The sequence below is a fragment of the Floridaenema evergladense BLCC-F167 genome (assembly GCF_041929205.2).
In the GTDB taxonomy this organism is placed as follows: Bacteria; Cyanobacteriota; Cyanobacteriia; order Cyanobacteriales; family Aerosakkonemataceae; genus Floridanema; species Floridanema evergladense.
Genome location: NZ_CM171625.1, coordinates 3,703,746 through 3,730,471, shown reverse-complemented (window position 1 = coordinate 3,730,471; position 26,726 = coordinate 3,703,746). Strand labels below are relative to the sequence as shown.

Annotated in this window: 24 protein-coding genes and 1 pseudogene; 14 read left to right on the top strand and 11 right to left on the bottom strand. The window is 40.4% G+C overall.

The window, feature by feature from the left end; genetic code table 11:
• Nucleotides 1-384: 384 nt before the first annotated feature.
• On the top strand, nt 385-1,287 hold the full coding sequence (locus ACE1CA_RS18165; RefSeq protein ID WP_486517431.1) for a WGxxGxxG-CTERM domain-containing protein: 903 nt from the start codon (nt 385-387) through the stop codon (nt 1,285-1,287).
• Between the two features lie 50 nt (nt 1,288-1,337).
• Nucleotides 1,338-1,802, top strand: a complete 465-nt coding sequence (locus tag ACE1CA_RS18160) for a hypothetical protein (protein ID WP_413276115.1) — start codon at nt 1,338-1,340, stop codon at nt 1,800-1,802.
• Between the two features lie 281 nt (nt 1,803-2,083).
• On the opposite strand, the gene ACE1CA_RS18155 is transcribed toward ACE1CA_RS18160, so the two are convergent.
• The 9 genes and pseudogenes from ACE1CA_RS18155 to ACE1CA_RS18115 form a co-directional block, all read right to left on the bottom strand.
• Nucleotides 2,084-3,451, bottom strand: coding sequence for a cobyrinic acid a,c-diamide synthase CobB (locus ACE1CA_RS18155; RefSeq protein WP_413276116.1), 1,368 nt, complete (start codon nt 3,449-3,451; stop codon nt 2,084-2,086).
• A 97-nt stretch (nt 3,452-3,548) separates the two neighbouring features.
• A complete protein-coding gene (opcA, locus tag ACE1CA_RS18150) occupies nt 3,549-4,916 on the bottom strand; it encodes a glucose-6-phosphate dehydrogenase assembly protein OpcA (protein WP_413276117.1) in 1,368 nt (455 codons plus the stop codon).
• Between the two features lie 173 nt (nt 4,917-5,089).
• A complete protein-coding gene (gene zwf / locus ACE1CA_RS18145; protein WP_413276118.1) occupies nt 5,090-6,619 on the bottom strand; it encodes a glucose-6-phosphate dehydrogenase in 1,530 nt (509 codons plus the stop codon).
• A 342-nt stretch (nt 6,620-6,961) separates the two neighbouring features.
• The gene (tal, locus tag ACE1CA_RS18140) at nt 6,962-8,107 is read right to left on the bottom strand and encodes a transaldolase (protein WP_413276119.1); all 1,146 of its coding nucleotides are present in this window, start codon (nt 8,105-8,107) and stop codon (nt 6,962-6,964) included.
• Nucleotides 8,108-8,193: 86 nt separating this feature from the next.
• Entirely contained in the window at nt 8,194-9,252 is a 1,059-nt protein-coding gene (fbp, locus tag ACE1CA_RS18135; RefSeq protein ID WP_413276120.1) for a class 1 fructose-bisphosphatase, read from the bottom strand.
• Nucleotides 9,253-9,835: 583 nt separating this feature from the next.
• A complete protein-coding gene (locus tag ACE1CA_RS18130) occupies nt 9,836-10,054 on the bottom strand; it encodes a ssl0294 family protein (RefSeq protein ID WP_413276121.1) in 219 nt (72 codons plus the stop codon).
• 101 nt (nt 10,055-10,155) lie between these two features.
• Nucleotides 10,156-10,450: pseudogene (locus tag ACE1CA_RS18125) on the bottom strand (hypothetical protein).
• A gap of 440 nt (nt 10,451-10,890) precedes the next feature.
• On the bottom strand, nt 10,891-11,073 hold the full coding sequence (locus ACE1CA_RS18120; RefSeq protein WP_486517430.1) for a DUF6887 family protein: 183 nt from the start codon (nt 11,071-11,073) through the stop codon (nt 10,891-10,893).
• 4 nt (nt 11,074-11,077) lie between these two features.
• On the bottom strand, nt 11,078-11,221 hold the full coding sequence (locus ACE1CA_RS18115; protein ID WP_486517429.1) for a DUF6888 family protein: 144 nt from the start codon (nt 11,219-11,221) through the stop codon (nt 11,078-11,080).
• A 321-nt stretch (nt 11,222-11,542) separates the two neighbouring features.
• On the opposite strand from ACE1CA_RS18115, the gene ACE1CA_RS18110 reads away from it, so the two are divergent.
• The 10 genes from ACE1CA_RS18110 (at nt 11,543) to hypB (ending at nt 21,783) form a co-directional block, all read left to right on the top strand.
• Nucleotides 11,543-12,388, top strand: coding sequence for a hypothetical protein (locus ACE1CA_RS18110; RefSeq protein ID WP_413276124.1), 846 nt, complete (start codon nt 11,543-11,545; stop codon nt 12,386-12,388).
• Between the two features lie 3 nt (nt 12,389-12,391).
• Nucleotides 12,392-12,688, top strand: coding sequence for a hypothetical protein (locus ACE1CA_RS18105; protein WP_413276125.1), 297 nt, complete (start codon nt 12,392-12,394; stop codon nt 12,686-12,688).
• 86 nt (nt 12,689-12,774) lie between these two features.
• Nucleotides 12,775-14,721 (top strand): hypothetical protein, encoded by a 1,947-nt coding sequence (locus ACE1CA_RS18100; protein ID WP_413276126.1) that lies wholly within the window; start codon nt 12,775-12,777, stop codon nt 14,719-14,721.
• Nucleotides 14,722-15,133: 412 nt separating this feature from the next.
• Nucleotides 15,134-17,488 (top strand): carbamoyltransferase HypF, encoded by a 2,355-nt coding sequence (gene hypF / locus ACE1CA_RS18095; RefSeq protein WP_413276127.1) that lies wholly within the window; start codon nt 15,134-15,136, stop codon nt 17,486-17,488.
• A gap of 28 nt (nt 17,489-17,516) precedes the next feature.
• On the top strand, nt 17,517-17,696 hold the full coding sequence (locus ACE1CA_RS18090; RefSeq protein WP_413276128.1) for a type II toxin-antitoxin system HicB family antitoxin: 180 nt from the start codon (nt 17,517-17,519) through the stop codon (nt 17,694-17,696).
• Nucleotides 17,697-17,733: 37 nt separating this feature from the next.
• Nucleotides 17,734-18,000: a HypC/HybG/HupF family hydrogenase formation chaperone gene (locus tag ACE1CA_RS18085; RefSeq protein ID WP_413276129.1), complete on the top strand. Its 267-nt coding sequence runs from the start codon at nt 17,734-17,736 to the stop codon at nt 17,998-18,000.
• Nucleotides 18,001-18,138: 138 nt separating this feature from the next.
• Entirely contained in the window at nt 18,139-19,275 is a 1,137-nt protein-coding gene (gene hypD / locus ACE1CA_RS18080; protein WP_413276130.1) for a hydrogenase formation protein HypD, read from the top strand.
• Nucleotides 19,276-19,552: 277 nt separating this feature from the next.
• Nucleotides 19,553-20,620 (top strand): hydrogenase expression/formation protein HypE, encoded by a 1,068-nt coding sequence (gene hypE, locus ACE1CA_RS18075; RefSeq protein ID WP_413276131.1) that lies wholly within the window; start codon nt 19,553-19,555, stop codon nt 20,618-20,620.
• The gene (hypA, locus tag ACE1CA_RS18070; RefSeq protein ID WP_413276132.1) at nt 20,621-20,965 is read left to right on the top strand and encodes a hydrogenase maturation nickel metallochaperone HypA; all 345 of its coding nucleotides are present in this window, start codon (nt 20,621-20,623) and stop codon (nt 20,963-20,965) included.
• Nucleotides 20,956-21,783: a hydrogenase nickel incorporation protein HypB gene (hypB, locus tag ACE1CA_RS18065; RefSeq protein ID WP_413276133.1), complete on the top strand. Its 828-nt coding sequence runs from the start codon at nt 20,956-20,958 to the stop codon at nt 21,781-21,783. Before hypA ends, hypB begins: the two co-directional genes overlap by 10 nt.
• A gap of 156 nt (nt 21,784-21,939) precedes the next feature.
• On the opposite strand, the gene nrdJ is transcribed toward hypB, so the two are convergent.
• Entirely contained in the window at nt 21,940-24,237 is a 2,298-nt protein-coding gene (gene nrdJ, locus ACE1CA_RS18060; RefSeq protein ID WP_413276134.1) for a ribonucleoside-triphosphate reductase, adenosylcobalamin-dependent, read from the bottom strand.
• 291 nt (nt 24,238-24,528) lie between these two features.
• Here nrdJ and ACE1CA_RS18055 point away from each other — a divergent pair, with 291 nt between their 5' ends.
• Nucleotides 24,529-25,140, top strand: coding sequence for a hypothetical protein (locus tag ACE1CA_RS18055; RefSeq protein WP_413266210.1), 612 nt, complete (start codon nt 24,529-24,531; stop codon nt 25,138-25,140).
• A 90-nt stretch (nt 25,141-25,230) separates the two neighbouring features.
• Nucleotides 25,231-25,812, top strand: coding sequence for an Npun_F5749 family FMN-dependent PPOX-type flavoprotein (locus tag ACE1CA_RS18050; protein ID WP_413276135.1), 582 nt, complete (start codon nt 25,231-25,233; stop codon nt 25,810-25,812).
• 113 nt (nt 25,813-25,925) lie between these two features.
• On the opposite strand, the gene cysE is transcribed toward ACE1CA_RS18050, so the two are convergent.
• On the bottom strand, nt 25,926-26,687 hold the full coding sequence (cysE, locus tag ACE1CA_RS18045; protein WP_413276136.1) for a serine O-acetyltransferase: 762 nt from the start codon (nt 26,685-26,687) through the stop codon (nt 25,926-25,928).
• Between the last annotated feature and the right edge of the window lie 39 nt (nt 26,688-26,726).

Sequence of the window (26,726 nt, the reverse complement as noted above, 5' to 3'; positions counted from 1 at the left end):
AATATACTAAATTCTTATAAATTTTTTTCTATCATTGGACATAGATACAGTTAAGAAGTATACCTGTTCTTTCGATAGAAGTTGAGAAACAAAGTATTAGTTATTCTGCTTAGTAAGGAAACGCAAGGCAATATTCTAGTAGGTTAATAATGGCAGAGGTAGTAAATTAAAATTTCCACCTAATCATCTACCAAAAGTGATAAGTAACTAAGCTTATGAAAGAAAAACCGAGGAATATTAAGTAAGGACATAATTCCTCTGAAGCATAGACAAGTAGCTTGATTAGGTCTGATCAATTCTGGATCAAATTGAACTGATTTAAAAGACACCATTTTTATAAACCAAGAATTTGCAGAGATTTAGGAAATCACAGGAACCTCTTCTATGAAATCTTTGGACTTGACTAAAGTTGTTTGGGCTAGTATTTTTGCCGTGAATTTAGTTACTCTTCCCTTAAGTTTACCTAGTTCTGCCCAAACTGGCGGTACTGGCGGTACTGGTACGAGTGGTACAGGTGCGGGAACTGGTACGAGTGGTACGGGAACGGGAACTGGTACAACTGGTGGTACTGGTACGACTGGTACAGGTGGAACTGGTTCAACTGGCGGAACTGGTTCGGGACTAGGAACTGGTACGACTGGTACGGATAGTGGAACTGGTTCGGGACTAGGAACTGGTACGACTGGTACGGATAGTGGAACTGGTTCGGGACTGGGAACGGGTACTGGTTCAACTGGTGGTACTGGTACGACTGGTACAGGTGGAACTGGTTCAACTGGCGATACTGGTTCGGGATTAGGAACTGGTACGACTGGTACGGATAGTGGAACTGGTTCAGGACTAGGAACTGGTACTGGTTCAACTGGTACAGGTAGTGGAACTGATTCAACTGGCGGAACTGGTTCGGGACTAGGAACTGGTACGACTGGTACGGATAGTGGAACTGGTTCAGGACTGGGAACTGGTACGAGTGGTACGGGAACGGGAACTGATACAACTGGCGGAACTGGTTCAGGACTGGGAACTGGTACGACTGATGGTACTGGTACGACGAGTGGTACGACTGAAGGTACTGGTACAACTGGGACAACTGGTGCGGGTGCAACATCAGATACGACTGGTTCTCAGCAAGTTAGTGCGGCGGAAAGCGATCGCAATTCCTATTCCAACTGGGGCGCACTAGGTTTGCTTGGTCTAGCTGGTTTAGCTGGTTTATTCCGCAAACCTAAAGAACCTGTAAGTTACCGCAACCCCGACCCAGCAAGTACCTCTAGGGACAGATATTAAATCTGTTTGAGATTTGTACAATCTTATTTTTTCTTAATGGATGACACACAATGAATTCAATCAAAAAGTTGGCTGGTTTTTTAGGAGTTCTGGGAATTAGTTCTTTACTTAGTCTTCCCGGATTTGCAGAAGTAAATTTCAACCAATTTGCACAAAATTCTCCTGGTCAATCTACTAGTAATCCCATCAACGATAGAGATTCTTCCAATGACTCTAATACTCCTGGTGGTGTGTCAGGTACAAATGCTGTTGACGATCCTTGCGTTAACCAAGGTACAAGAGGTGATAGGGGAAGTTCTTCTACTAGTGCTAACTCTAGAAACTCTTCGAGAAGTTCATCTTATCCCTCAGCAGACGATCAAAGTTTAACAGCCCAGAATGAGAGATGTCTTGAGCAAGAAGATAACAATTCATCTACTGATTCTAGTACCACTCCTGGGATAAGAAATACACCAGACGGTTCTATTACTAACCCTAGCAGAAGTACAGGCGGTTCTAGAACACCAATTCAGTAATCCCAGAAACCGGGTTTCTTTGACTTGGGGTAACGAAATATTGACTGTGCGAGCGAAAGAAACCCGGTTTCTCATCGCCGACGACAATACTGAATCGATGTTCTAGCACTACCCCTGGTTCCACAACTTCACCATAATCTGGGTTAAAAGCAGTTTTTATAAAGACTTTAGTCCTTGATTCTTACTGAATTGAAGGACTAAGGTCTTTAATTATTTTGAGGTTTTTCAGTTTAATGGTACAAACATGGATGTTTTTTATTATCTGCGTTCATCTGCAATTTTTAAATACAATTTAATCTGCATTGCTGCAAAAATCTTGTGGGAATTTTTGGACGATCGCCAAAGTGCAAGTGAATGTATGAAGCATGAATGTTATACAATTTCCATCCTTCTTCATTTACTAAGTTAGCAGAAAATCCTTTGACTTTAAATAAAGGTTTTTCTGGGGTTTTGGATAAGCTGGAACGATGAAATTCATGTCCCCAGATGGTTGTACCAGCAGGTATAATAGGGCTGTCTTGTAATGCTGTTGCTTGGCGATATCCTAATGTTAAATGGCTACCCATTTCTGCTTTTGTTGGTAAAATCCCTAACATTGGGTAACTGTTTCCTGAAAAATCTATTATTTCCTCACATAAGTACATTAACCCTCCGCATTCTGCATAAGTAGGAGTTCCTGTTAAAATAGCTTTTTTCACTGCTTCTTTAATCAGCAAGTTATCGCTTAATTGTTGAGCAAAAACTTCGGGGAAACCGCCCCCAAAATAAAATCCTTGTACATTTTTGGGTAAAGTTGTATCATTAAGAGGACTCCAAAATACTAATTCTGCACCTAATTTTTGCAGTAAATCTAGATTTTCTTGATAATAGAAATTAAAGGCTTTATCTTGTGCGATCGCAATTCTAACTGGGGACTGGGGACTGGGGACTGGGGACTGGGGTTTTAATTTTACTTCTGGACTTTTCAACATTGGTAAGAGTTTTTCCCAGTTAAAACAGGTTTCTCCTAAATGGGCTAATTTATCAATTACAGCATTCATTTGGGGAAGTTCGACGGTGGGGATTAAACCCAAATGTCGATCGGGAATTGCAATATCATCTTCTCGGCGCAAAACTCCTAAAATTGACAGATTCAAAGGTAACAAAGCATCTGTTAAAAGTTCTAAATGTCGATCGCTTCCTACCCGATTTAATATTAAACCAGCTATCTTAATTCTAGGATCGAAAGTGCTGTAACCTTGTGCGATCGCAGCAACAGAACCCGACAACCGACTACAATCAATTACTAATAATACAGGTAAATCCAATAATCGAGCAATATGTGCAGTACTAGCAAAAAACTTATCTTCCTCCCCAGTCCCCTTCTTCACCCCATCAAACAACCCCATCACCCCTTCAACTAAAGCAAATTCTACCCCTTGAATATGCCGGGAAAAACATTCTTTTACATAACTTTCCGAACTCAGTACCGGATCTAAATTTCGACAAGGTTTTCCAGTAACATAATGATGAAACATTGGGTCAATGTAATCAGGCCCAACCTTAAAAGATTGTACTGCCAAATTGCGATGTTTTAAAGTTGCAAGCAGGGCAAGTGTAACAGTTGTTTTACCTACCCCGCTGCGTTCTCCAGCAATTATTAAACTCATTTTTGGTAATTGGTAGTTGGTAGTTGGTAGTGGGAATTTTCCATTTTATATCTTACAAATTTGTTAGTTTCTTCCTCAACCAACTACCCACTACCCACTACCGATTCACTAACTTGAGAATTTGCGCTGCAACTGCCATACTTTCTTCGTATAACATATCCCGACTCCAGCGTTGTAACTGCTTACTCAACAAGTTTTCTGCTTGTTGATCGAACATTGGTGTTACTTGTTCAATGCGACAATTTTGTGCTCCACCGCCAGATTCCATCCGCATACAACCTGCGATTTGCGAACATAAAATTGTACAGCAATCAGCTTGGGTATTAGTTGACATTAAACGTAAACCAATTAAATCTCCTGGTATTTCTCCAGCTGCGATCGGAATTGCTGCCAATTCTACTTCAATTTGGCGTTGGTCTGCACCGACAAATTTAATCTTTGTAATGTCATATTCGCCGCCTAGACTTTCATAAGCAACTGGATGCCATTGTAACCGACTAGCAAACCAACCTAAAAACATTAAAGCTTGTGCAGGATTGCCCTTTTCATAATCAATTGTTACCAGATCGATTTCCTTGATATAAGGACGACGTTCTGGGGGATCGAATGCTTCTGCGGTTAATTCTTGCCAATTGAACAAACGCCGCCAATTTAAGTCAGCAATATTCAAACCCGACTCAATCAAATCTTGCACAACTAACAAATCTTCTTCGGTAGCATTGAAGTGAGAAGAGTCAATAATAATGCAATCGCTAGACTCAGCAATGCGCTTAAATAAATCGTGATTGGGATCGGGTGTTGCTTTCCACCAAGCAAATTTGGGCAAATCTGCGATCGCCAATTCTGGAATCATCCCACTAATCCGATCTAACGCCGTTTGTGTCCCTCTCAGCGTAATATATTCGCAGCAAATTAACGTAGTGCTAGTGCGTTTTTGTACCGGACAATAAGCAGAAACTTGCGCGTTTACACCTTCATCTTCGCCCACAGTTGGACAGAGTGCAATAATCCGACAAGGGTTAACAGAAGCGATCGCATCAGCAAAACCCGCACCAGAAGTATCTAACGCATATTGGATGCTTTTTAAGCCGTTACCCTCAGCTTTCTTCCCATCATCTTTTTTGGCAACTTCCTCTTTTAACTTTGCCAAAGTTTCTGGGTTAGACTTTCCGGTTACTTCCAATCCCAAAGCTTTCTGGGCAACTTCTAAAGCTGCTTGAGTCCGAGGCCCTTCAATGCCATCAATCGGCCCCATATAATATCCTAAAGCCGCTAAAAGTTGTTGGGTTTCTTCCGGTTCATAAATCACTAAACTAAAAGTTGCAGCCCTAGTTGCAGCTGCAAAAGAACCTTCGCCTTCGCCACCATAACTTTGCCAAATTTGACTTAGTTCGGTTTCAATATCGGCGACAGACACATCTTTCGGTGCTTGTAACGAAACTAATGGTGCAGATGAGGTAGTCATAGTTGATTAGGTAGTTGGTAATTGGTAATTGGTCATTAGTTATTAGTCATTAGTCATTGGTCATTAGTCATTAGTCATTAGTCACTGATTAGTTCTCAGAGTCATTAATTAAAACCCTTTGAATCATTTTTGAAAAAATAACAAATCACAAAAGACTAACGACCAATGAAAAATTAGGGTCTTCGCCAGCGTCTACCATCGCGGTTAATCAGCAATTCTGCTTCTGCGGGTTCCCAAGTTCCAGCTTCATATTGCGGCATTAATGAGGGATCGGTAGGTGTTTCCCATGCTGTAAGTGCGGGAGTAACTACTCGCCAAGCTTCTTCTACTTCATCGGCGCGAGTAAACAAAGTTTGATCGCCCATCATGCAGTCTAACAATAATCGATCGTAAGCGTCGCCACTGGTCTTCCCAAAGGCTGTGCCATAACCAAAGTCCATTTCCACAGTCCGAGTTCGCACCTCTAAACCAGGCATTTTCACTTCAAAACGTAAAGCAATTCCCTCGTTTGGTTGAATCCGCATAATCAGGACATTAGAATTAGCTTGTTGAGCTGCCGACTGAAATAACAAATAAGGCACTTCCCGAAAATGAATGGCTATTTCTGATACTTTTTTTGGCATCCGTTTGCCAGTTCTCAAGTAGAAAGGTACACCTTGCCAACGCCAATTATCAATCATTAATTTCATCGCCACATAAGTTGGCGTAGTGGAATTAAGATCGACTCCTGGTTCCTCACGATACCCCGGCACTTTTTGCCCTTTCATCCAACCAGCTGAATATTGCGCCCGAACTGCTGATTGAGTTAAATCATGGACATTTGCCAACCGAGTAGCTTGCAAAACTTTTACCTTTTCTGTTCGCACAGAATCAGATTCCAAAGAGTTAGGCGGTTCCATTGCCGTCAAGCAAAATACTTGCATTAAATGGTTCTGCACCATATCCCGCAACGCCCCAGAGGTTTCATAATAACCAGCACGGTCTTCTACCCCTACGGTTTCTGCTACAGTAATTTGAACGTGATCGACAAATTGACGATTCCACAAAGGTTCAAAAATCGCATTGGCAAACCGGAATACCAACAAGTTTTGTACGGTTTCTTTGCCTAAATAGTGGTCAATCCGGTAAACTTGTTGTTCTTTGCAATATTGAGTAACAACTCGGTTTAGCGCCCTAGCACTTCCCAAATCTCGACCGAAAGGTTTTTCAATTACTACGCGAGTTTTTGTCGCATCGGCAGTCATTCCTGCATTACCCAACTGTTTAATTGCTTCTCCATACAGTTTGGGCGCAACTGAGAGGTAAAATACCCGATTTCCTCTCGTACCTCTTTTACTATCCAACTCTGCTAAAAATGCTTTAAGTTTTTGATAGCTTTCTGGGTTGTCGATGTCACCGGAACAGTAGAATAAACCTTGAGCAAATTCTTCCCAAAGTTCTTCGTTACCTACACCCTCAGAAAATTCGTCTAATCCTTTCCGCATTTGTTCGCGGAAATATTCATGACTCCAGTCGCGACGTGCCACACCTACGATCGTCGTTTCTGCTGGTAGTCTTCGCTCTCGTCTTAAATGATAAATTGCCGGAATCAATTTACGTTGGGTAAGGTCGCCAGATGCACCGAAGATTACCAGAATTTGTGGTTCGGGCATCTTTTCTTGTTGTAAGCCTACACGCAGGGGATTGGGTAAAAGTGTAACCATTGCTAAGTTTTACTGCTTGTTTTTTCAGTTTTAAGTTTAAAAGCAATTATGTGTTTTGATTTCCAATCCTAAGAAAGGATTAACACTTGCTCCCAGACACATATCTTTTGACGGGAAAATTGCATATTAATACTGTTTAATAGGGATAAAGTGATTATCAACCTATTTTCTCAAGAATTTGCTGAGGATCTAGAATTAATCAGTTTATTGATTAATTGCTAGATCCTCTTTTCCTTAAGGCGATCGAAATATCAAGCCCCGTCTAACTAATACAAGAAGGCAGAAGGTTTTTAATCTTTTTCGACTCCTAGATTATTTTTGCCTTGCTGCGCTAGTCTCATATTAGACAGGTGCTAACTGTTTCACCTTTTCTTCCAAAGATTTCATCAAGGATTGGAAGGGTTGGACGAATTTTTCAATGCCTTCGGTGAGAAGTTCGTCCATAACTCGATCGATGTCGATATTGATATCTGGGTCTTTGAGATTTTCCATTAACTGATAAGCTTGGTCTACATCAGTTTCGATACGATTAGCAACATCACAATGATCGGCACAAGCTTCAATTGTGTTAGGTGGTAAGGTGTTAACGGTATCTGGGCCAATTAATTCATCAACGTACATGACATCGCTATAATTTGGGTCTTTAGTACTTGTAGAAGCCCACAATAACCGTTGAACTTTTGCACCTTTGGCGGCTAATGCTTGCCAACGATCGCTCTGGGTAATCTCCTTATACTTTTGGTAAGCAATCTTGGCATTTGCGATCGCCACTTTTCCTTTCACCGCCCGTAATTTTGCTTCTACATTGATGCTTTCCACACCCGCTTTTAACTTCTCATCAATCCGCTTGTCAATGTTAGAATCAATCCGGCTGAGAAAGAAACTAGCAACCGAAGCAATCTTACTAATATCTTTGCCCTCAGCGGCGCGTTTTTCCAACCCTTTGATGTAAGCCCAAGCAGTATTTACGTAACTGTCTACTGAGAATAATAGCGTCACATTCACATTAATTCCATCGGCAATTACTTGCTCAACTGCTGGTAATCCCGCACTAGTCCCCGGAATTTTAATCATCACGTTTTCCCGACCGATTTCTTGATAGTAACGACGGGCTTCGTTGATAGTTGCTTCGGTGTCGTGAGCAATAGTTGGTGGTACTTCAATGCTGATGTAACCATCTAACCCTTTTGATGCTTCGTAAACTGGGCGGAAGATATCGCAAGCGTGACGAATATCGTCAAAAATCAGAGATTCATAAATCTTGTATGTTTCTAAACCTGCACGAATGCCTTTTTCGATATCGGCATCGTAAATTTTATTGCCTGCGATCGCTTTTTCAAAAATCGCCGGATTAGAAGTAATCCCTTTAATCCCACGATCTTCAATCATTCGTTTGAGTTCGCCCGACTCAATTAAATCACGAGTCAAATTATCCATCCAGATACTTTGCCCGTATTGGGGAATTTCTAAGATATGATTGGTTGTCATGTTCTTGTTCTACTACTATCTACTTGTGAACTGGTTGGTGTAATTTAATCTTTTTCCGAACTGACAATTCCGCACAGCAAATCACTTTAGCGCACTGCTTCTTTCTTACCTTCCCTAACACCTTCACTAATAAAAGATTCTACTAAAGTGACATCTTCTTTACTGCCAATAATTAGCGGAACTCGCTCATGCAATTTCTGAGGTACGACATCCAAAATTTCCTGCATTCCAGTACTAGCACGACCCCCAGCTTGTTCAGCTAAATAAGCTAAAGGTGCTGCTTCATAAAGCAACCGCAATTTACCATCTGGTTTCTTTTGCGTACCGGGATATAAAAATACTCCTCCCTGGAACAGAATGCGGTGGAAATCTCCTACTAATGCCCCGCCATAACGGGCAGTATAACCTTCATGACGATGCACATAACGGATGTAATCCCGAATCGATTCTTCCCACTGCCAAAAGTTACCTTCATTCACACTATAAATCGGCCCATGTTCGGGAATTTGAATGTTTTCATTAGAGAGAATAAACTCTCCTAAACTAGGGTCAAGTGTGAAGGCATGAACACCTTTGCCGATCGAATAAACCAGCATCGTACTCGGCCCATAAAGTATATAACCTGCGGCAATTTGTTTCCGTCCATTTTGTAACAAATCCAAAGCAGAACCATCTTCATCAATGCCTTCTTGTTGGCGAATAGCAAAGATAGAACCAACATTAATATTGATGTCTATGTTGGAGGAACCATCGATCGGATCGTAGAGCAAAGTATAACGTCCAATGGGACAATTTTCGGGGATGTAATAGGGTTTTTCCATTTCCTCGGAAGCCAAGCGACAAACTAATCCGCTTTGCTTAAACACCGAGATAAAAACATCATTAGCGTAAATGTCCATCTTTTTAACGGACTCTCCCTGAACATTTACTTCCCCAGTAAATCCCAGGACATTTTCCATTAAACCTGCTCTACTCATGTGACGAGCAATTAATTTTCCCGCCAAAGCAATCCGATTCATCAAAGCACTTAAATCTTGTGCATCTGCTGAGAAACTTTGTAATTGCTGCAAAACGTGACGGGACAGAGTGGTACAATCCCGGTCTAAGGCACGTTCCTGAGCCATATACCCAGTAGCTTCTGTCATTAGTCTTCCTCCTCTCTACAAAAGCCGCTTTTTGTGTGGGGCAGTTTTGTCAGATATTGCTCCTGCGATTCATGCCCAAGCGTCTCCTACTTAATAATCTTAAAGAGGCTTTTTTCATAGAGCCTCTAACTTTAGACGAACTACAGAAATGCTATTTGCTGTTAAAGCATAAACACTTATTAATCAATATGCCGTAGGTATTATTTTCTAAAAAAAGGTCTACCCAATTGTGAGTAGATCCAGTTTTTTTAATAAGAGATCCCCCAACCCCCTTACTAAGGGGGCTTTCTGAAATTCCCCCCGCTCCCCCAACCCCTTACTAAAGGGGCTTTCTGAAATTCTCCCCGCTTCCCCAACCCCTTACTAAAGGGGCTTTCTGAAATTCCCCCCGCTTCCCCAACCCCTTACTAAAGGGGCTTTCTGAAATTCCCCCCGCTTCCCCAACCCCTTACTAAAGGGGCTTTCTGAAATTCCCCCCGCTTCCCCAACCCCTTACTAAAGGGGCTTTCTGAAATTCCCCCCTTAGTAAGGGGGGCTAGGGGGGATCGAGGTTTAGGCTGAGAGTGCGTAAGTCCTAATGTTATTATTCGATCGAAATAGATTGTGGCCCATTACTTCTACCGTTGTTACCGTCAGTGGTGCTAGAACTAGATGTGGTAACACCTGTTTGTTGATCTAACCAGCTTTTTACAGGGTCATCATTTAAGCTGAGGCGAAGAATACCAGAAACAAATCCACCCACGAAGGAAACAGGGTTTTGGATTAGTTCTTTAAAAACGGGGGTGAGTTCGTCGAGAAACATAAGTTATATACTGGCGCAGTTGTGATTCCTTTGGGATTGTAGCGCGTAAATAGGGGACTGGGGACTGGGGACTGGGGACTGGGGAAGGGATTATTGATAAATCAAGGATAAATTGCTTGTAAAATTTTTGCGGTTACTATATCTACTGCACGCTGAACGGGGAAGCTCAACTCCAAACCAAAGTCTAAATTTTCTGCTTCTATTAAGTAGACTGTTACTTGGTTGGGAAAGTCTTGTTTAAAGATTTTGCGTCCGGCTGCGATCGCATGATGCCAGCGAAAGTCATGTAAAGTATAACTAGCTTCTGGTAACTTGACGTTGCAAACGTTGAGCAACTATTACACCTACACCATCATCACTTCGATTTAAATTACCACAACCAATAATTGTTAGCATAAAATTATTTTCAAGTTAGCCATTGACAGAGCGATCGCCATTTTATATCTCTAAAATTCTGTCAATATTGTTAATTGAATTTACATTTATTTTATCGTGCGATCGCAAAGTATATTAAGAAAGTACGTTGTTGCGCTTTAGCGCTAAAGCGCAACAACGTACCTAGAATTAAGCAGTTCTAAATCTTGCTAATTCCTCCCCAGAAGAAACTCCAAAAATTTGAAACATGATAAAATTTACTAATCGCAAATCTTCGGTTAGCTAATGCGCCAGTTTTAGCCAGTGGAACGCTTGAGGATTTACAAGATCCGAATCTGTTTGGTGAAATCCTTGAAAGAGTTGAGAAAATTAAGAGGGAAAATAGAACGGCTGATGGTTAAGCGATCGCATTTTCTCGCTTTCTATTTCAAGCCTAGCTTTTTATTAAGTTAGTAATGTTCTTAATTTTCTCCATTGATCTTACGTCGAAAAACTTCTTCCATTTGTTGTTGACCTTCTTCAGTATAAGGAAAGTTATACCAAGTTGCCTCAGAATCAGGACTGCGACGATTAATCAAAGCATCAAAAGCTTCTTCATCTTCCCGATGTGCCAAGACATAAGCGATTAGCTCTTTTCTAGGCATAGTTTTAAAGTCCGGCTTCATTTAAAAACCTCCAGTTTCCATCACGAGATATAAAAATTTCCATATTTTCTTGCGCCAGGATGTAGATTGTTCCTGTTTTACTATCAAAACGAAATAGAAGGATGTTTCGATAGTAGTTAGATAACATTTGGCAGACCCTAATACAGGTAAAGCCTTGTTCAACGGTGGGTAAAATAGTCTTTCTCCAATTCTGACATAACTATTTTTGCATTGTGTTGCGCCGTCATATCCAATAATTGAGATTTTTTATTAAAAAAGCTCTACTTTTCACTATTTTTAAGTATATAAGAAAACCTCATCATTGCATTTCAGTACATATGCTGAGGGAGTTTATGTGTTTTTTTTTACAATTGTTTTATATTCCTCATTAAAAGCCATATCAAATAGAGGAATTCTAGTTAGTCAAAACCTGCAATCTGGCTAACTAAAATCAACATAGGAGTTTTACATGGTTTCACTTTATCCTGGTCAAAAAGCTAACCAACTTGCTAACGAAGCCAAAGAGCGCTATGAGCGTAAACTTGAACAATTGAAACAGGCGGAACAAGCCACAAACGTATTTGCCCAAGAGTATGGCGAACTGCAATTAAACGTAATTAGAAGTACTGTTAAACGCTTTGTTACTTTCTTGGAAAATACAGGTCGGAAAGCTTCGGAAAGTGAAAAGCGGCTATTAGAAGGAATGGACTTTTCAGTGCAGCAAATTAAAGAGTATAAAGCTGCGGCTGTAGGAGCAGAAAAGTATTTTATGGCTGGCGTAAAATCTGCGGGAGCAGCCGCCGCAGGATACGGTAGTGCGATCGGCGTTGCTACTTCGATCGGTGCAGCAAGTACAGGAACAGCTATTTCTACTTTGAGTGGAGCAGCTGCTTGGAATGCAACCTTAGCATGGTTTGGTTTTGGATCAGTTGCAGCTGGTGGCGGCGGTATGGCTCTTGGTGTTTGGGTGCTAGGTGGTATTACTGCTGCTCCGGCTTTAGCAATAGGTGGCTTTTTTGCGATGCGAGAAGGTGAAAAAGCCATGACAAAGGCGAAAGAATACGAAGTTAAAGTTAATAAAGCAGTTGCAGAAATGAGAGTTGCTAGAGATTTTTCTCTACAAGTAAGAGAGCGAATTTCTGAATTAAAGCGGGTATTTGAATCTCTTAATTCTCGTGCTATTGAAGGTCTTAATCAATTGGAATCTCAACCTTTTGATGCCAAAAGAGATGCAGAAAAATTTCAACAAGTAGCACTTTTAATGAAACTCCCAATGCACAAACAACAAAACGTCAAATTACATTTGATTTATTGACCTATGGTAGTTTCCTTTGAATTTGTCAACCCAGTTTTCTTGGCAGTGGTAATCTTAATACTTTTGTCTTTGATTGTACCTAGTTTATTTTCTCATGATACAGACGAGGAAGATTTACCTAAGCCTAAGTCTGAAGATGTCAAACAGCCGGAACGTAAAGGAGTTTTAGGATTTGTTGGGAATAGATTATGGTCTAAGTCTCCTCAAGAAAATGTAGCTCAAGCACAAAAAGTTAAAAAGAGAGTTGGTCAAGGTATTTCTTTAGCTAAAAAGCTGGGAAATGCGGTGAATAAAGAGTAGAAAAATAAGTGGCGATCGCATTTTTCGTTTTTGGGGAGAGTGCGATCGTCTTTCATTGTTAAAGTATAACTTTCTAGAGGTGTGTTATGTCTGATTTAGAAACTCTGCTTAACGAACTAGCAACACTTATCGATGAATCAAAACTTACTATTGGAAATTCATCTATAATAAAGCGAGAAATATCTCTATTAAATGATATTCAAATAAAGTTACTTGTCATTTATAATGACCTAAATAGTGACTATGAATTTGAAAAAAATAAAAATATGGCAATGGGTATGCTTAAATTTGTTGCCCCTATTGCTAGTTTTTTTATTCCTGGTGGCTTTTTAATAGACCAACTAGTAAGTGGCGCTTTAAAAGCTGTCGCATATAAGTTTGGCGAAACAGACACCCAACTAACTTTGGAAGATTTACTTGAAAAAATCCCCTACTTTGTAGGTTGGAGTGAAACTTTAAGAGAAATTGCCAAAGATTTATTAAATAATTACGATTTTTTCACAGTTTTAGACCTTGAAATAAAACATCCTATATTGACTGAACAATTCAGACAAATAAATGAAACATTAAACATTCACTTAGAATTTGGAGATGAGTCAATTTTAAAGCAACAGCTTCAGCAAATAAAGACGGCTCAAAAAGACTTAAAACAAATCCAGCTAAAAATCGACAAAATTTTACAAGATTATGAAGACAGCGAAGACATAGTTGAAAGAATAAAAGTTCTATTAATGTTCTTCGGAGACACTGTTTTTGCTATTGATTGGATTGATGATGAAGAAGCGCTAATCATTTCCTTTGGAGAACAGGGAGTACCAAAAGTATCAGAAGTAACTGTTATTGAGGAATGTTTTTCAATCAAAGAAAAAGCTAACTCTTTAGTTTTACAAGCTAATAATCTCAGAGGACAAGCCGAACAGTCAATTAGATATTTAGAAGAAGAACGTCGTCGTCTGGAAGCAGAAGAAAAACGCCGCATAGAAGAAGAACGTCGTCGCTTGGAAGCAGAAGAAAAGCGTCACCAGCAAGAAAAAGAACACCGCCACCAAGCAGAAGAACAAAGACAGAGAGAAACCACACCAATCAGAATTAAAAATGAACAACTAAAACCACCAGTTAAGCGTAGTCGCTTTCCCATAAAAGCTTTATTAGCTGCATCAACAGTCGCAGCTTTAGGTTATGCAGGTTGGACAAGTGGAATTGCAACCCCACAGATTCAGCAATTATTAAATAACTTGCACCTTTCTCAAAATACAGATGAGCAAAAACCGAACTCTCTACCACAAACATCTGCTAATTTAGAAACTGCTCAAAAGCCTAAACCTGAACAACAAACATCGGTAAACTTAGCAGTTGTACAAACACCAAATCCTGAACTACAGACATCTACAAATTTGGAAACTTCCCAAAAACCTAATTCTGAACAACAACCATCCGTAAATTTGGAAGTTGCACAAACACCAAATCATGAAGCACAGACATCTGCTAATTTGCAAACTTCCCAAAAACCAATTTCTGAACAAGAGACATCGGTAAACTTGGAAGCTATCCAAAAACCAAATCCCGAACAACAAGCAGCAGCAAATTTAGAAACGGCTCAAAAACTAGCAATGGAAGCTGCTGTGATGACTCAAAACTCACCTCATCCCCTAGAAATTTGGCAGAAATCACAAGCTAAATGGCAGGAAGCTGTTAATTTATTAGAAGCAATTCCCGAAAATTCTCCTATTTCTGTTAAAGCTAAAGAAAAACTAGCTGTTTATCGAACTAACTACACTGCTATTACTAACAGACTCATCGCTGAAGAAAAAGCATCAACTAATTTGGAAACTGCTAAAAAATTGGCGATGGAAGCTGCTGTTCTTGCACAAAATCCACCTCATCCGGCAGAAGTTTGGCAGCAAGCAAAAGCGAAATGGCAAGAAGCAATTAGTTTGTTAGAAGCTATTCCAAATAATACTTTTGTTTCGGTTCAAGCTAAAGAAAAACTAACGGTTTATCGGACTAATTATGCAGCTGTTAGTCAGAGATAAAGTGTGGTGTTATACTTGCTAGGTAAAGGTTATGCGATCGCATTTCCCTTAGCTAGACAAGTGCGATCGCTCCTCCTCTAAACTAACACTCAACAGGTTTGTGGTGATACAGTTGCGATCGCTGATTCAGGGAACAATCGAGTTATGCTGTGGAACTTGAATAATCCTTGATGGATAGTTGCTAAGAAAGTTTGAAATTTTGGTCAATCTGACTTGCGATCGCTTAAATATAAGTATGGTAAAAAAACGATCGCAATAAACAGTAAAGCTGAATGTACATCTGCGTTCATCCGCGTTCATCTGCTTTCATCTGCGTTCTAAAAAAAGCTATCGCAGTAAACAGTAAAGCTAAATGTACATCTGTGTTCATCTGTGGATATCTGTGATTAAAAAAGATTCTAATTTTAACAAAATGATAACCAATATTAACTTAAAAATAGCTGAAGAAATCCGGGTGCGTGGTACAGTCCAAGGAGTAGGATTTCGCCCAACAGTTTATCGCCTTGCTAAACTTTGTAATTTGCGAGGTGAAGTTTGTAATGATGGGGAAGGTGTACTGATTAAAATTGTGGGAACTGCGGAAGCTGTAGAAAGTTTTGTCGATCGACTTCAAGAAGAATGTCCGCCTTTAGCAAAAATTGAAGCGATCGCACGTTTCCCCCTATCTCAACCACCAAATTATACAGATTTTACCATTACTCAAAGTATTAGTAATAAAGTCAAAACCAGCATTACTCCCGATGCTGCAACTTGTCCTCAATGTAAAGCGGAAATCTTCGATCCTTTTAGCCGTTGGTATCGCTATCCTTTTACTAATTGTACACATTGCGGCCCTCGTTTAAGCATTGTTCGCGCTATTCCTTACGATCGCCGCAACACCAGCATGGCAAATTTTCAAATGTGCTCGGAATGCGCGAAAGAATATGCAGATGTCACAAATCGCCGCTTTCACGCTCAACCTGTCGCCTGTCATTTTTGTGGCCCAAAAGCTTGGTTAGAACGAGCAGATGGTAAACCCATTGTATCAGATATATTCTCCATGTTAGACGATGTGGACGCAGTTTGTACTCTATTACAACGAGGAGAAATTGTTGCGATTAAAGGTATTGGTGGGATTCATCTTGCTTGTGATGCCACGAATGAAACAGCAGTGCAAAAACTGAGAGAACGCAAGCATCGCTATCACAAACCCTTTGCTTTGATGGCAAAGAATTTAGAAATTATCGAGAAGTATTGTGTCATCAATGAGTTAGAAATGGAATTGTTAGAAAGTGCTGCTGCTCCCATTGTACTCTTACAATTAAAAGAACACAATACAGAAATTCCAAAACCTATTGCTGCTTCGGTTGCGCCTAATATTAAATCTCTCGGTTTCATGTTGCCTTACACACCGTTGCATCATCTGATTTTGCGGCGCATGGAACGTCCGATCGTACTCACCAGTGGCAATCTTTCCGATGAACCACAATGTATTAGTAATGAAGTAGCAAAAGAGAAGTTGAGTAAAATCGCTGATTATTTTTTGCTGCACGATCGAGATATTGTCAATCGGGTTGATGATTCGGTAGTCAAAGTAGTAGGAAATCGCCTGCAAATTTTACGCCGTGCGCGTGGGTACGCACCAGCACCAATCCGCTTACCATCAGGATTTGAACAAGCTTTTCCTATTTTAGCAATGGGGAGTGAATTGAAAAATACTTTTTGTTTGTTGCGGGATGGAGAGGCGATTTTATCTCAGCATTTGGGGGATTTAGAAAATGTGGCAGTGCTGACAGCTTATCGGGAAACATTGGAACTTTATTTGCATTTGTTTGAGCATAAACCAGAAGCGATCGCACTAGACCTCCATCCCGAATATCTCTCGACCAAAATAGGTAAAGAATTAGGAATAAATCCAATCTATTCTATTCAACATCATCACGCCCATATTGCAGCTTGCATGGCAGAAAATGGAATAAGTTTAGAGACTAAACCAATTTTAGGAATAGCCTTAGACGGTTTAGGTTATGGTGAAGATGGCACGCTTTGGGGTGGCGAGTTTCTCATAGCAGACTATCGCAGCTATGAGAGATTAGCAACCTTCAAACCAATTGCTATGTTAGGAGGAGAACAAGCAATTTATCAACCTTGGCGGAATACTTACGCTCACCTGATGGCTGGGTTTGATTGGGAGGAATTGGAGGTAAAATATAGAGAGTTAGAAATAGTGGAATTTTTAGACAAACAACCGCGATCGCTCTTAAACCAAATGTTAGCAAAAAAGATTAATTCTCCGTTAGCTTCTTCCGCCGGACGCTTATTTGATGCGGTAGCTGCTGCTTTGGGGATTTGTCGCGATCGTGCGAGTTATGAAGGACAAGGTGCGATTGAATTAGAAGCTTTAGTTGATGATATTGATGAGGAAACAGGATATCCTTTTGAAATCATATCTGCGCCGATTTCCTATTTAGAACCTCGAACAATGTGGAAAGCATTGTTAACAGATTTACAACAAGGAGTTTCCCAGAGAGTGATAGCGACTAGATTTCATTTGGGATTGGCAAAAGCGATCGCATCTATGGTAAATCATTTGCGGGAAACTCACTCTTTTACTCAAGTTGCTTTAACAGGAGGTGTCTTTCAAAATCAAGTGTTATTAGAACAGGTTAGTAAACATCTAAAAGTGATGGATTTAACAGTTTTAACGCATAGTTTAGTACCTGCAAATGATGGCGGATTGTCGTTGGGACAAGTGGCGATCGCAGCAGCGCGATCGATCCATAATTGATTGTAAATTACTTGAAAAAACGGAAAATATGAAAACATTTACTGCAATTATCGAACGAGATCCAAATACAAAACTCTATGTAGGTTATGTCCCTGGATTTCCCGGAGCACATTCCCAAGGAGAAAGTTTAGATGAACTACAAGAGAATCTCCGTGAAGTAATTGAGATGCTTTTAGAAGACGAGAATTTTGTCTTTGAAATGGAATAAAAGAAAATAAATTGCAAATTCCAAAAGGTAACATAAAATGTGTTTAGGAATTCCCGGTCAAATAGTCCAAATAACAGACGTAAAAAATAAACTCGCTACTGTTGATATTAGCGGCGTAAAACGTCAAGTTAACATCGCTTGCATCGTCGATGATACCCATCCCGTCGAATCTTGTTTAGGAGATTGGGTATTAGTTCACGTCGGTTTTGCCATGCAACGAATCGACCCCAAAGAAGCAGCAGAAACCCTAAAATTACTAGAGGAACTAGCAGAAATTCAAGAATCATTAGCTATAAGCAATTAGCTTTTCCTACAAAGCATAAAGTCACCTGTACATCTGCGTTCATCTGCGTTTATCTGCTTTCATCTGCGTTCTAAAAAAACTAACGCAACCAACAGTAAAGCTAAATGTAAATCTGCATTCATCTGCGGTTTAAAAACTATGAAATACATCAACGAATTTCGCGATCCACAAAAAGCGCAAACATTAATCGAACAAATTCGGCAAATAAGCAACCAAATTTCCAGCGAAAAACCGATTAAAATTATGGAAGTTTGCGGCGGACATACCCATGCAATCTTTAAATATGGACTAGAAGATTTGTTACCAAAAACGATCGAACTAGTTCACGGCCCCGGTTGTCCAGTGTGTATAATGCCAAAAGGTAGACTAGATGATGCGATCGCCTTAGCACAACAACCTAACATTATTTTCACAACTTTTGGCGATGCCATGAGAGTTCCCGGATCTAAATATAGCTTGCTGCAAGCTAAAGCGAATGGTGCAGATATTCGCATGGTTTATTCGCCTTTAGATGCGCTACAAATCGCTAAACAAAACCCCGAAAAAGAAGTGGTGTTTTTTGCGATCGGTTTTGAAACAACCGCACCTAGCACTGCTTTAACTGTACTCCAGGCAGAGTGCGATCGCGTAGAAAATTTCAGTTTATTTTGCAATCACGTATTAGTTGTGCCAGCATTAGAAGCATTATTAGCTAATCCCGACTTGCAATTACAAGGATTTGTTGGCCCAGGTCATGTTAGCACAGTAATTGGTACAGAACCTTATCAAGTTATTGCCGAAAGATATCACAAACCTGTCGTAGTTTCCGGGTTTGAACCTTTAGATATTTTGCAATCAATTTGGATGGTTGTTAAACAATTAGCGGAAAAACGTTGCGAGGTGGAAAATCAATATAGTCGCTTAGTGCATTCTCACGGTAACGCCGTTGCTTTGGATGCGATGCAACGAGTTTTTGCGGTGAGAGAGGCGTTTGAGTGGCGTGGATTGGGCGATATTCCGTTGTCTGGGTTGAAAATGCGTCCAGAATATGCGCGTTTTGATGCAGAGGCGAAGTTTTCTTTCCCCGGAAGGCAAGTTGCGGATCACAAAGCTTGTCAGTGTGGGGAGATTTTGAAGGGTGTGCTGAAACCTTGGCAGTGTAAGGTTTTTGGCACTGCTTGTACTCCTGAACATCCCCTTGGCGCTTGTATGGTTTCTTCGGAAGGGGCTTGTGCTGCTTACTATAAGTATGGACGTTTGTCAATAGGTAAGCGAGAAGAGGTGAAGGTTAATTAACCGCAGATGTTAGTGCTATCTTTTGGTGAGGAGATTTAGATTTTTTAGAACGCAGATGAATGCAGATGAACGCAGATGAACGCAGATGTTAACGCAGTCTTTTGGTGGGGAGATTTAGATTTTTTTTAAACGCAGATGAATGCAGATAAACGCAGATGAACGCAGATGTTGGCGCAATCTTTTGATCGGGGGATTTCTTCTTCTCTTCTTTCTTCGCGCTCTTCGCGTCTTCGCGTTTCAAAAAAAATCTTTTTCACAAATCATTTAAACTCTCTATATGAATATTTCTCATCTAAAAATGCCTCAACGTAAGAAAAAATTTCAGGAACGCACTATTACTTTAGCTCATGGTAGCGGTGGTAGTGCGATGCGCGATTTGATTGATGATGTTTTTGTAGGTAGTTTTGATAATCCCACTCTTTCTTTATTGGAAGATCAGGCGCGAATCGATTTAGGAAGTTTAATGTTGTTGGGCGATCGCCTAGCATTCACCACAGATTCTTACGTCGTTACTCCTCTGTTTTTCCCTGGAGGTGATATCGGAACTTTAGCGGTTAATGGTACTGTTAACGACTTATCTGTTAGCGGTGCAAAACCACTTTTTCTCAGTTGTAGCGTGATTCTCGAAGAAGGTTTAGAAATTGACATTCTCCGGCGAGTTGTTGACAGTATGAAAGCTGCTTCTTTAGCAGTTGGCGTACAAATCGTCACCGGAGATACTAAAGTTGTTCCTCGCGGTTCTGCTGATAAGTTATTTATCAATACTACTGGTATTGGTGTAATTAAAACAGGCATTTCTCCCTCTGCTAGAGAGATTCAACCAGGGGATATTGTATTAGTTAATGGTTCTCTGGGCGATCACGGTGCTGCTATTTTAGTAGCAAGGGGTGAGTTATCTTTGGAAACTGATATTAAAAGCGATTGTCAACCTTTAAATGGGTTAGTTGATGCGATCGTATCCGTTTGCCCAAATGTGCGGGCGATGCGCGATGCTACTCGTGGCGGATTAGCAACAGTATTAAATGAATTTGCCCAAAGTGCAAATGTAGGAATTCGTTTACATGAATCAGCTATTCCTGTTAAAAAAGAGGTAGCTGGAATGTGCGAATTGTTGGGTTTCGATCCGCTATATTTGGCAAATGAAGGTAAGTTAGTAGTTGTAGTTCCGCCTGATTCAGCAGATGAAGTTTTGGCGACAATGCGATCGCATCCCACAGGCAAAGATTCTCAAATCGTTGGTGAAGTTATTGCCAATCCTGCGGGAGTTGTATTGCTAAAAACTGAGTTTGGAACAGAGAGAATTGTTGATATGTTAGTAGGCGAACAATTGCCAAGGATTTGTTAAATGCACGAATTAGGAATTACCCAAAATATTGTAGCGATCGCCACTGAAAACGCCAACGGTTCCAGGGTAAAACGAGTATCTCTAGAAATCGGCAAACTATCAGCAATCTTACCTGATTCGATCCGCTTTTGTTTCGATGTTTGTTCTCAAGGAACATTGCTAGAAGGGGCAAAATTAGAAATAATTGAAATTCCTGGTTTAGCCCATTGTCGTCAATGCCAAACAGAAGTATCTTTAGAAGTGCCATTCGGTATTTGTCACGCTTGCGGTAGTAGCGATTTAGAAATTTTCCAAGGTGAAGAACTTAAAATTAAGGAATTAGAGGTAGAAGAATTATGTGTGTAACTTGCGGTTGTTCTGATGATGCCAATGTAACTGTTACCAATCCCCAAACAGGAGAACACACTCATGTTTTAGCCGACGGTACAGTTATTTCCCATTCCCATAATCACGAACATTCTCACGAACATCCTCACAACCATTCTGTTGCCAGCGAAAATGCTCAATTGCACGCAAAAATGCACGGTACAACAGTTACTTTAGAACAAAATATTTTAGCTAAAAATGACCTTTTAGCTGCCCAAAATCGTGGTTGGTTTAAAGGTCGAGATATCTTAGCACTTAACTTAGTTAGTTCTCCCGGATCGGGAAAAACAACATTGTTAGCGAGAACGATTCAAGATTTAAAAGACAAGGTTGTAATAAATGTAATTGAAGGCGATCAAGCAACTACAAATGATGCCGATCGCATTAAAGCCACAGGTTGCAATGTCATCCAAATAAACACAGGTGCAGGTTGTCACCTAGATGCCCAAATGGTAGAACAAGGATTACAACAACTCAATCCACCGCTTAACTCAATTGTGATGATTGAAAATGTCGGAAATTTAGTTTGTCCGGCTTTATTTGACTTAGGAGAAAGTGCCAAAGTTGCGATTTTGTCAGTGACAGAAGGAGAAGATAAACCAATTAAATATCCCTATATGTTTCGTGCTAGTCAGGTAATGATCATCAACAAAATTGACTTGTTACCTTATGTGCAGTTTAATGTCGATCGCTGCATAGAATACGCCCATCAAGTTAATCCTCACCTCAAAATATTTCAAGTATCTGCAACAACCGGAACAGGTTTAGATGATTGGTATCAGTGGTTAGGTTTTTAACACCTCTATCCGTAGGGTGCGTTAGTGTTAACGTAACGCACCTTCTTTATGCTCTCAAAAGAGGCAGAGCCTCTATTTTTCGTTCCCAGGTTCAACCTGGGAACGAGATCTGAGAGGTTCTACCTCCCCCGCTGCGAAATCTGCCTTCTGCCTTTTTTAAGACTCAGGTTTTTGTTCCGGCATTAAACACTTATCAGAATCACAACCTGCTGGTCCTGCTTCTGTCATTTCACCCAAATCATATTGACGCAAAGCAGTATAGAAATTATCAGTTTTCCGCCGCAATTTCACCTCCTTCATTAATTGTTCATACTGTTCTTTAGAAATTGGTTCAAAGGGCAACCGAGGGAAAGTTTGTAAATCATCAAATCTGGCTAAAAGTGCTGCCGAAATGTACCCTTCATCATCACGAATTGCTTCATAAATCCGAGTACCTAAACCTTCGATTTCATTTTCTCGAAGTTCTATAGTGGCACTTGTGTTGTGCCGAACATACCACCGTTGGACCTGCATATAAAAGTCCATTTGAGCTAATGCTGAAAACTTACTAATTTCAATTTCATCAGCACCCGGTAAATCAGCCCAAAGTACAGAAACGGGAATTTCTACCAACCATTCTGAACACCGAGGATCGAAGGGATCGTTTAACAAATTCCCATTTTCATCTTTATCAGATTGAGCCGGAATAACATTGTAGCCGTAGTCAATACAAGCAAGAGCTACAGGGTCATTTTTCCTAAAGGTAATTCGGCGAATAAATCGCTGTGCTTTTGGAGGATGCCATCCCGGAGATGCGCCAGTTAGTAATGATTTGGTTCCCGAAGGTTGAACGGTAGTGCAGCGATTTGGGCGCTTGAGATTATGACGATCGCAATAATCCCAAACCACCCGATGCACAGTTTCTCGCCAACGATTTAAGTACTCCGCTTCCTGTTCTTTAAACTTCAATCCTTGCTCAGTTTCTGGTCTTCCTTCCGTCCACCAATGCAACCAATCAACACCAAAAGCATTCACAAAAAAGTCAAACAAACCTGTAAAAGAAACCCCTACAATTGGGTCTAATTCCCGACTGTATCGATAACGAGGTTCGATAAATTTGTGATTCAAAAGTGTTGCTACAGATAAAGCACCTGCGGTGAAAGCATCCTCCTGTTCTTGGTAGTTTTTTGGGTCGATTTGATTGAGGTGAATTTCCGAAAGGTTGCAATGAAAATTCGCACCTATAATTTCACCACATGGATTTAATCCCAAGCGAGCTAATCGATGTTCTAACTCGTTAATATTAATATTAGGATAGTTTTCTTCTATCCATTCTTTAGCTTTTCCTCGATCGTAAGCCTTAAGAAAATCAACTTTTAATTCAGGTGTTTTTAGTAGATCGCAATTAGCTCTAGCAATAGTTTCTCCAGCCCATTGAATCGCACCTTCACCAGAATAATACTGTTTTCTCACAGCTTCAATTGATTCTTGTAATGTTGGTTTGGAATGGAATACTCTCGTATGATTTGCCATTCGCAAAGCATCTCTTTCTGGATCGATTCTCCAGTTTCCATTTTCATCTTGTTGCCAAAGATTCGATTTAGCATTAGCAAATAATTCATCCTCGCTAATTCCTTGGCGCATTCCAGCGGATCTTCTGACGTTACCCGCGACTACAACTACCGCAGCTTCATCAATTAATAAACAGCATTCAACTGAATTTAATTGTCGCCCTAATGCTTTATTTAAAATTGCCGCACAATGCAGATAAAGTTCAGGTAATTTAATTGGGTTAGCAACTCCACCAAACCCTTTTAATTTTTCCCCAGCAGGACGAACATTACTCAAATTTATGATTACTTTAACTTCTCCAGTAAAGCGTTTATCTGTCGATAATTCCAGTAAACTTTGATAGGATTTTACCCAACCTCTGCGGCTGTCACCAACATAAATTGTGACTTCATTGCCAACAATTGTAACTTCGGTTTCTTCCTGTCTTTGATTGATGGGAATTACGCCAAATTCACCTTGCAAAGTAACTTTTAAATAGTTGTGAATTGCTGGTAATTGATTGATATACTTAGGTTCTAGGACGGCTCCTGTGCCACAGCCCATCATGGCTAAGTCCATCAGCAGTCCAAAGGCTCGCCAGTCACAGATGTTGGTGCTGCTGCAATTGTATCCACCGGAAAAGTTTTCTGGTTGTTCGATCCATTCGGTGCCCCCTACCCACAACCATCGCCCGGAGGAAAGGGCTTTGATTTGCCGTTGCATCCGGTCTAGAATGGTGGCTTCTGCGACACTCAGTTTGCCTAGTTTGGTTAGTCCTTGGATGGTACGATCGCACACCTCATCCCAAGTTTCCCGCCCTTTCTCCGTGCGGCGACTGTAAGTTCTGTAAAATACAGGATTGGCAGCTGGCGCAGTTTCAGGAAACTGACTAGTCTGCTGTAATTTTTCAAGCTCTCGAACCATATTGTTTTTGTCATAGATCAACAGACTCACTAGTGTACACGACTTATATATAGGGCAGAAAGGTTTACAAGTGTGAGTTTTTGCGCTAGATGTGGGCTGTTATTAGAAATAATAATCTGTTGCCTTCTATCACTTGAGTTACCTTGTCCAAGCTCTGTGGAACTTGTTGAGACTCTCCAGACAAAGGCAAAAAAGAATTTAAGTTAGGAGAATAAGTAATGACTTATCTGTAATTCTCATTCCTGTACTTAAGGAAAACTCTTCAAAAATTATTAAATAGGAGTATTCGCTATGTCGAAACTAGTAAATCCCAATCAACCATATACGTTCAGCAAAATTTTTGAACTCCAAATAGATGCTGAAGATTTTGTTATTGAGTTTGGCTACACATTTGAACGAACTAGGCTCAATTTACCTCTGTATTCTGGGGAATTGGATCGTTTAGAAGAACTCCGATCGCGTATTGAAGAGATTTTGCCTTATGTAAGTCTTGGTAGTGAAGCCTCGCGGCGAGAAATTTTGATTTCGCCAGTGGTTTTGGATCTGGTTCACTATACCAAAGCTCAATTACGAATTGAATATCCTCTCAAAGTTACAGAACAACTTCAAGGTTACTTAGATTATCTTTTGAGAACCCAAACAGAGATTTTAGTAATTGAGGCAAAGCGAGAAGATTTAGACTACGGTTTTACACAACTTACAGCTGAAATGATTGCGCTCGATCGCTGGGAGAAAACCTCAGCACAATCTATTCTAATTGGTGCTGTTACAACTGGAAAAATCTGGCAGTTTGGACGGTTAAATCGAGTAACAAAACACATTCAACAAGGCTTAGATATTTATCGAGTTCCAGACGATCTAGATCCTTTGATGCGAATTCTGGTTCAAACACTCATTGCTTAGTTTTTCAAATCACTAAATCTATAGTATTTTAAAATCAGCAGCTTTCTACAGCTTCAATTCCCAGTCCCCAGTACCCAATCCCTAATCCCTGTGTCTCTTGCTCCTTGGCGATCGCATCTCACCCACGCTCTACAACGTAACCGCAGTCTGATTTACTCCCATTATGTACAATTAGCGACTGTGCGGGAAAATAATCGTCCGGCAAATCGAACTGTGGTTTTTCGCGGTTTTTTAGAGAATACTAATCAATTGAAGTTTATTACAGATTCCAGAAGTCCGAAAGTTGAGCAAATAGATTACCAACCTTGGGGCGAAATTTGTTGGTATTTTGCCAATACTCGCGAACAATTTCGGATTTCTGGAAAGTTGATTTTAGTTAAAAATAATGATGCTGATTTAGAGTTACAAAAGGCAAGAACAATAGCTTGGCAAGAACTTTCTGATGCTTCCCGCGTACAATTTACTTGGCCTGAAACTGGTAAATTGAGAGCAGAAGCAACTGCTTTTCAAGCACCGCAACCTAACCCAAATGAGCCTTTAGATAATTTCTATTTGTTGTTATTAGAACCCGATTTTGTGGATCATTTGGAGTTGCGAGGGGAACCACAAAATCGATCGCTCTACAAAATAGATAACGAAGGAAATTGGTTTAAAGAAGAAGTAAATCCATGAGCAGGAGAGACAAATTCAAACTCTATAAGGGCGGGTTTTGTTGTTAATTTTTCTGCTGTGAGTCAAGAATTTTCTGCTAAACCCGCCCCTACAACTCCAAACTCAAAAATTAATTAAATTCCTGCGCCATCTAAGAATTCTTGAATTTTTTTATCGTTGATGCGACAGAAGTATTTGAGATCGCAATCATCTACACCAATTGTTGCACCAACAGGGATAGCAACTGGCTGTTGAGATTGTTGTTTATTTTGTAATTCTTCAAATTTTTGTTCTAAAAAGTCAATGCGATCGACCAAAGCACGAATCACTTCTGCCTCTGAGTCAGGTAAACTTCCGTGTTCCAAAGGATTTACACGCACGCCAGAACGATAAATGATTCTACCAGGAATTCCCACAACCGTACAATCAGAAGGCACATCGCGCAACACTACCGACCCTGCGCCAATGCGAACATTGTTGCCTATGTGGATATTGCCCAAAACTTTGGCACCTGCGCCGACAACAACATTTTCTCCTAAAGTCGGGTGACGCTTACCGCTTTCTTTACCTGTACCCCCAAGGGTAACGCCTTGGTAAATTAGGGCATAATCTCCCACAATTGCAGTTTCTCCAATGACCACACCCATTCCGTGATCGATAAAAACACCATGACCAATTTGTGCGCCTGGGTGAATTTCAATTCCTGTAAGAAAACGAGCAATGTGAGAAATTAAGCGAGGAATTACAGGAAGACCCAGCAGAAAAAGCCAATGAGCGAAGCGGTGCAAGAATAGGGCTTGCAAACCAGGATAGCAGAATAAGACTTCCAGCCAGTTACGAGCGGCAGGATCGCGATCGAAGATAATGCGGAAGTCAGCTACTAAGGCATTTAGCACGAGTAGATACCAACATTTGGCAATAAATAGGTTCTATAG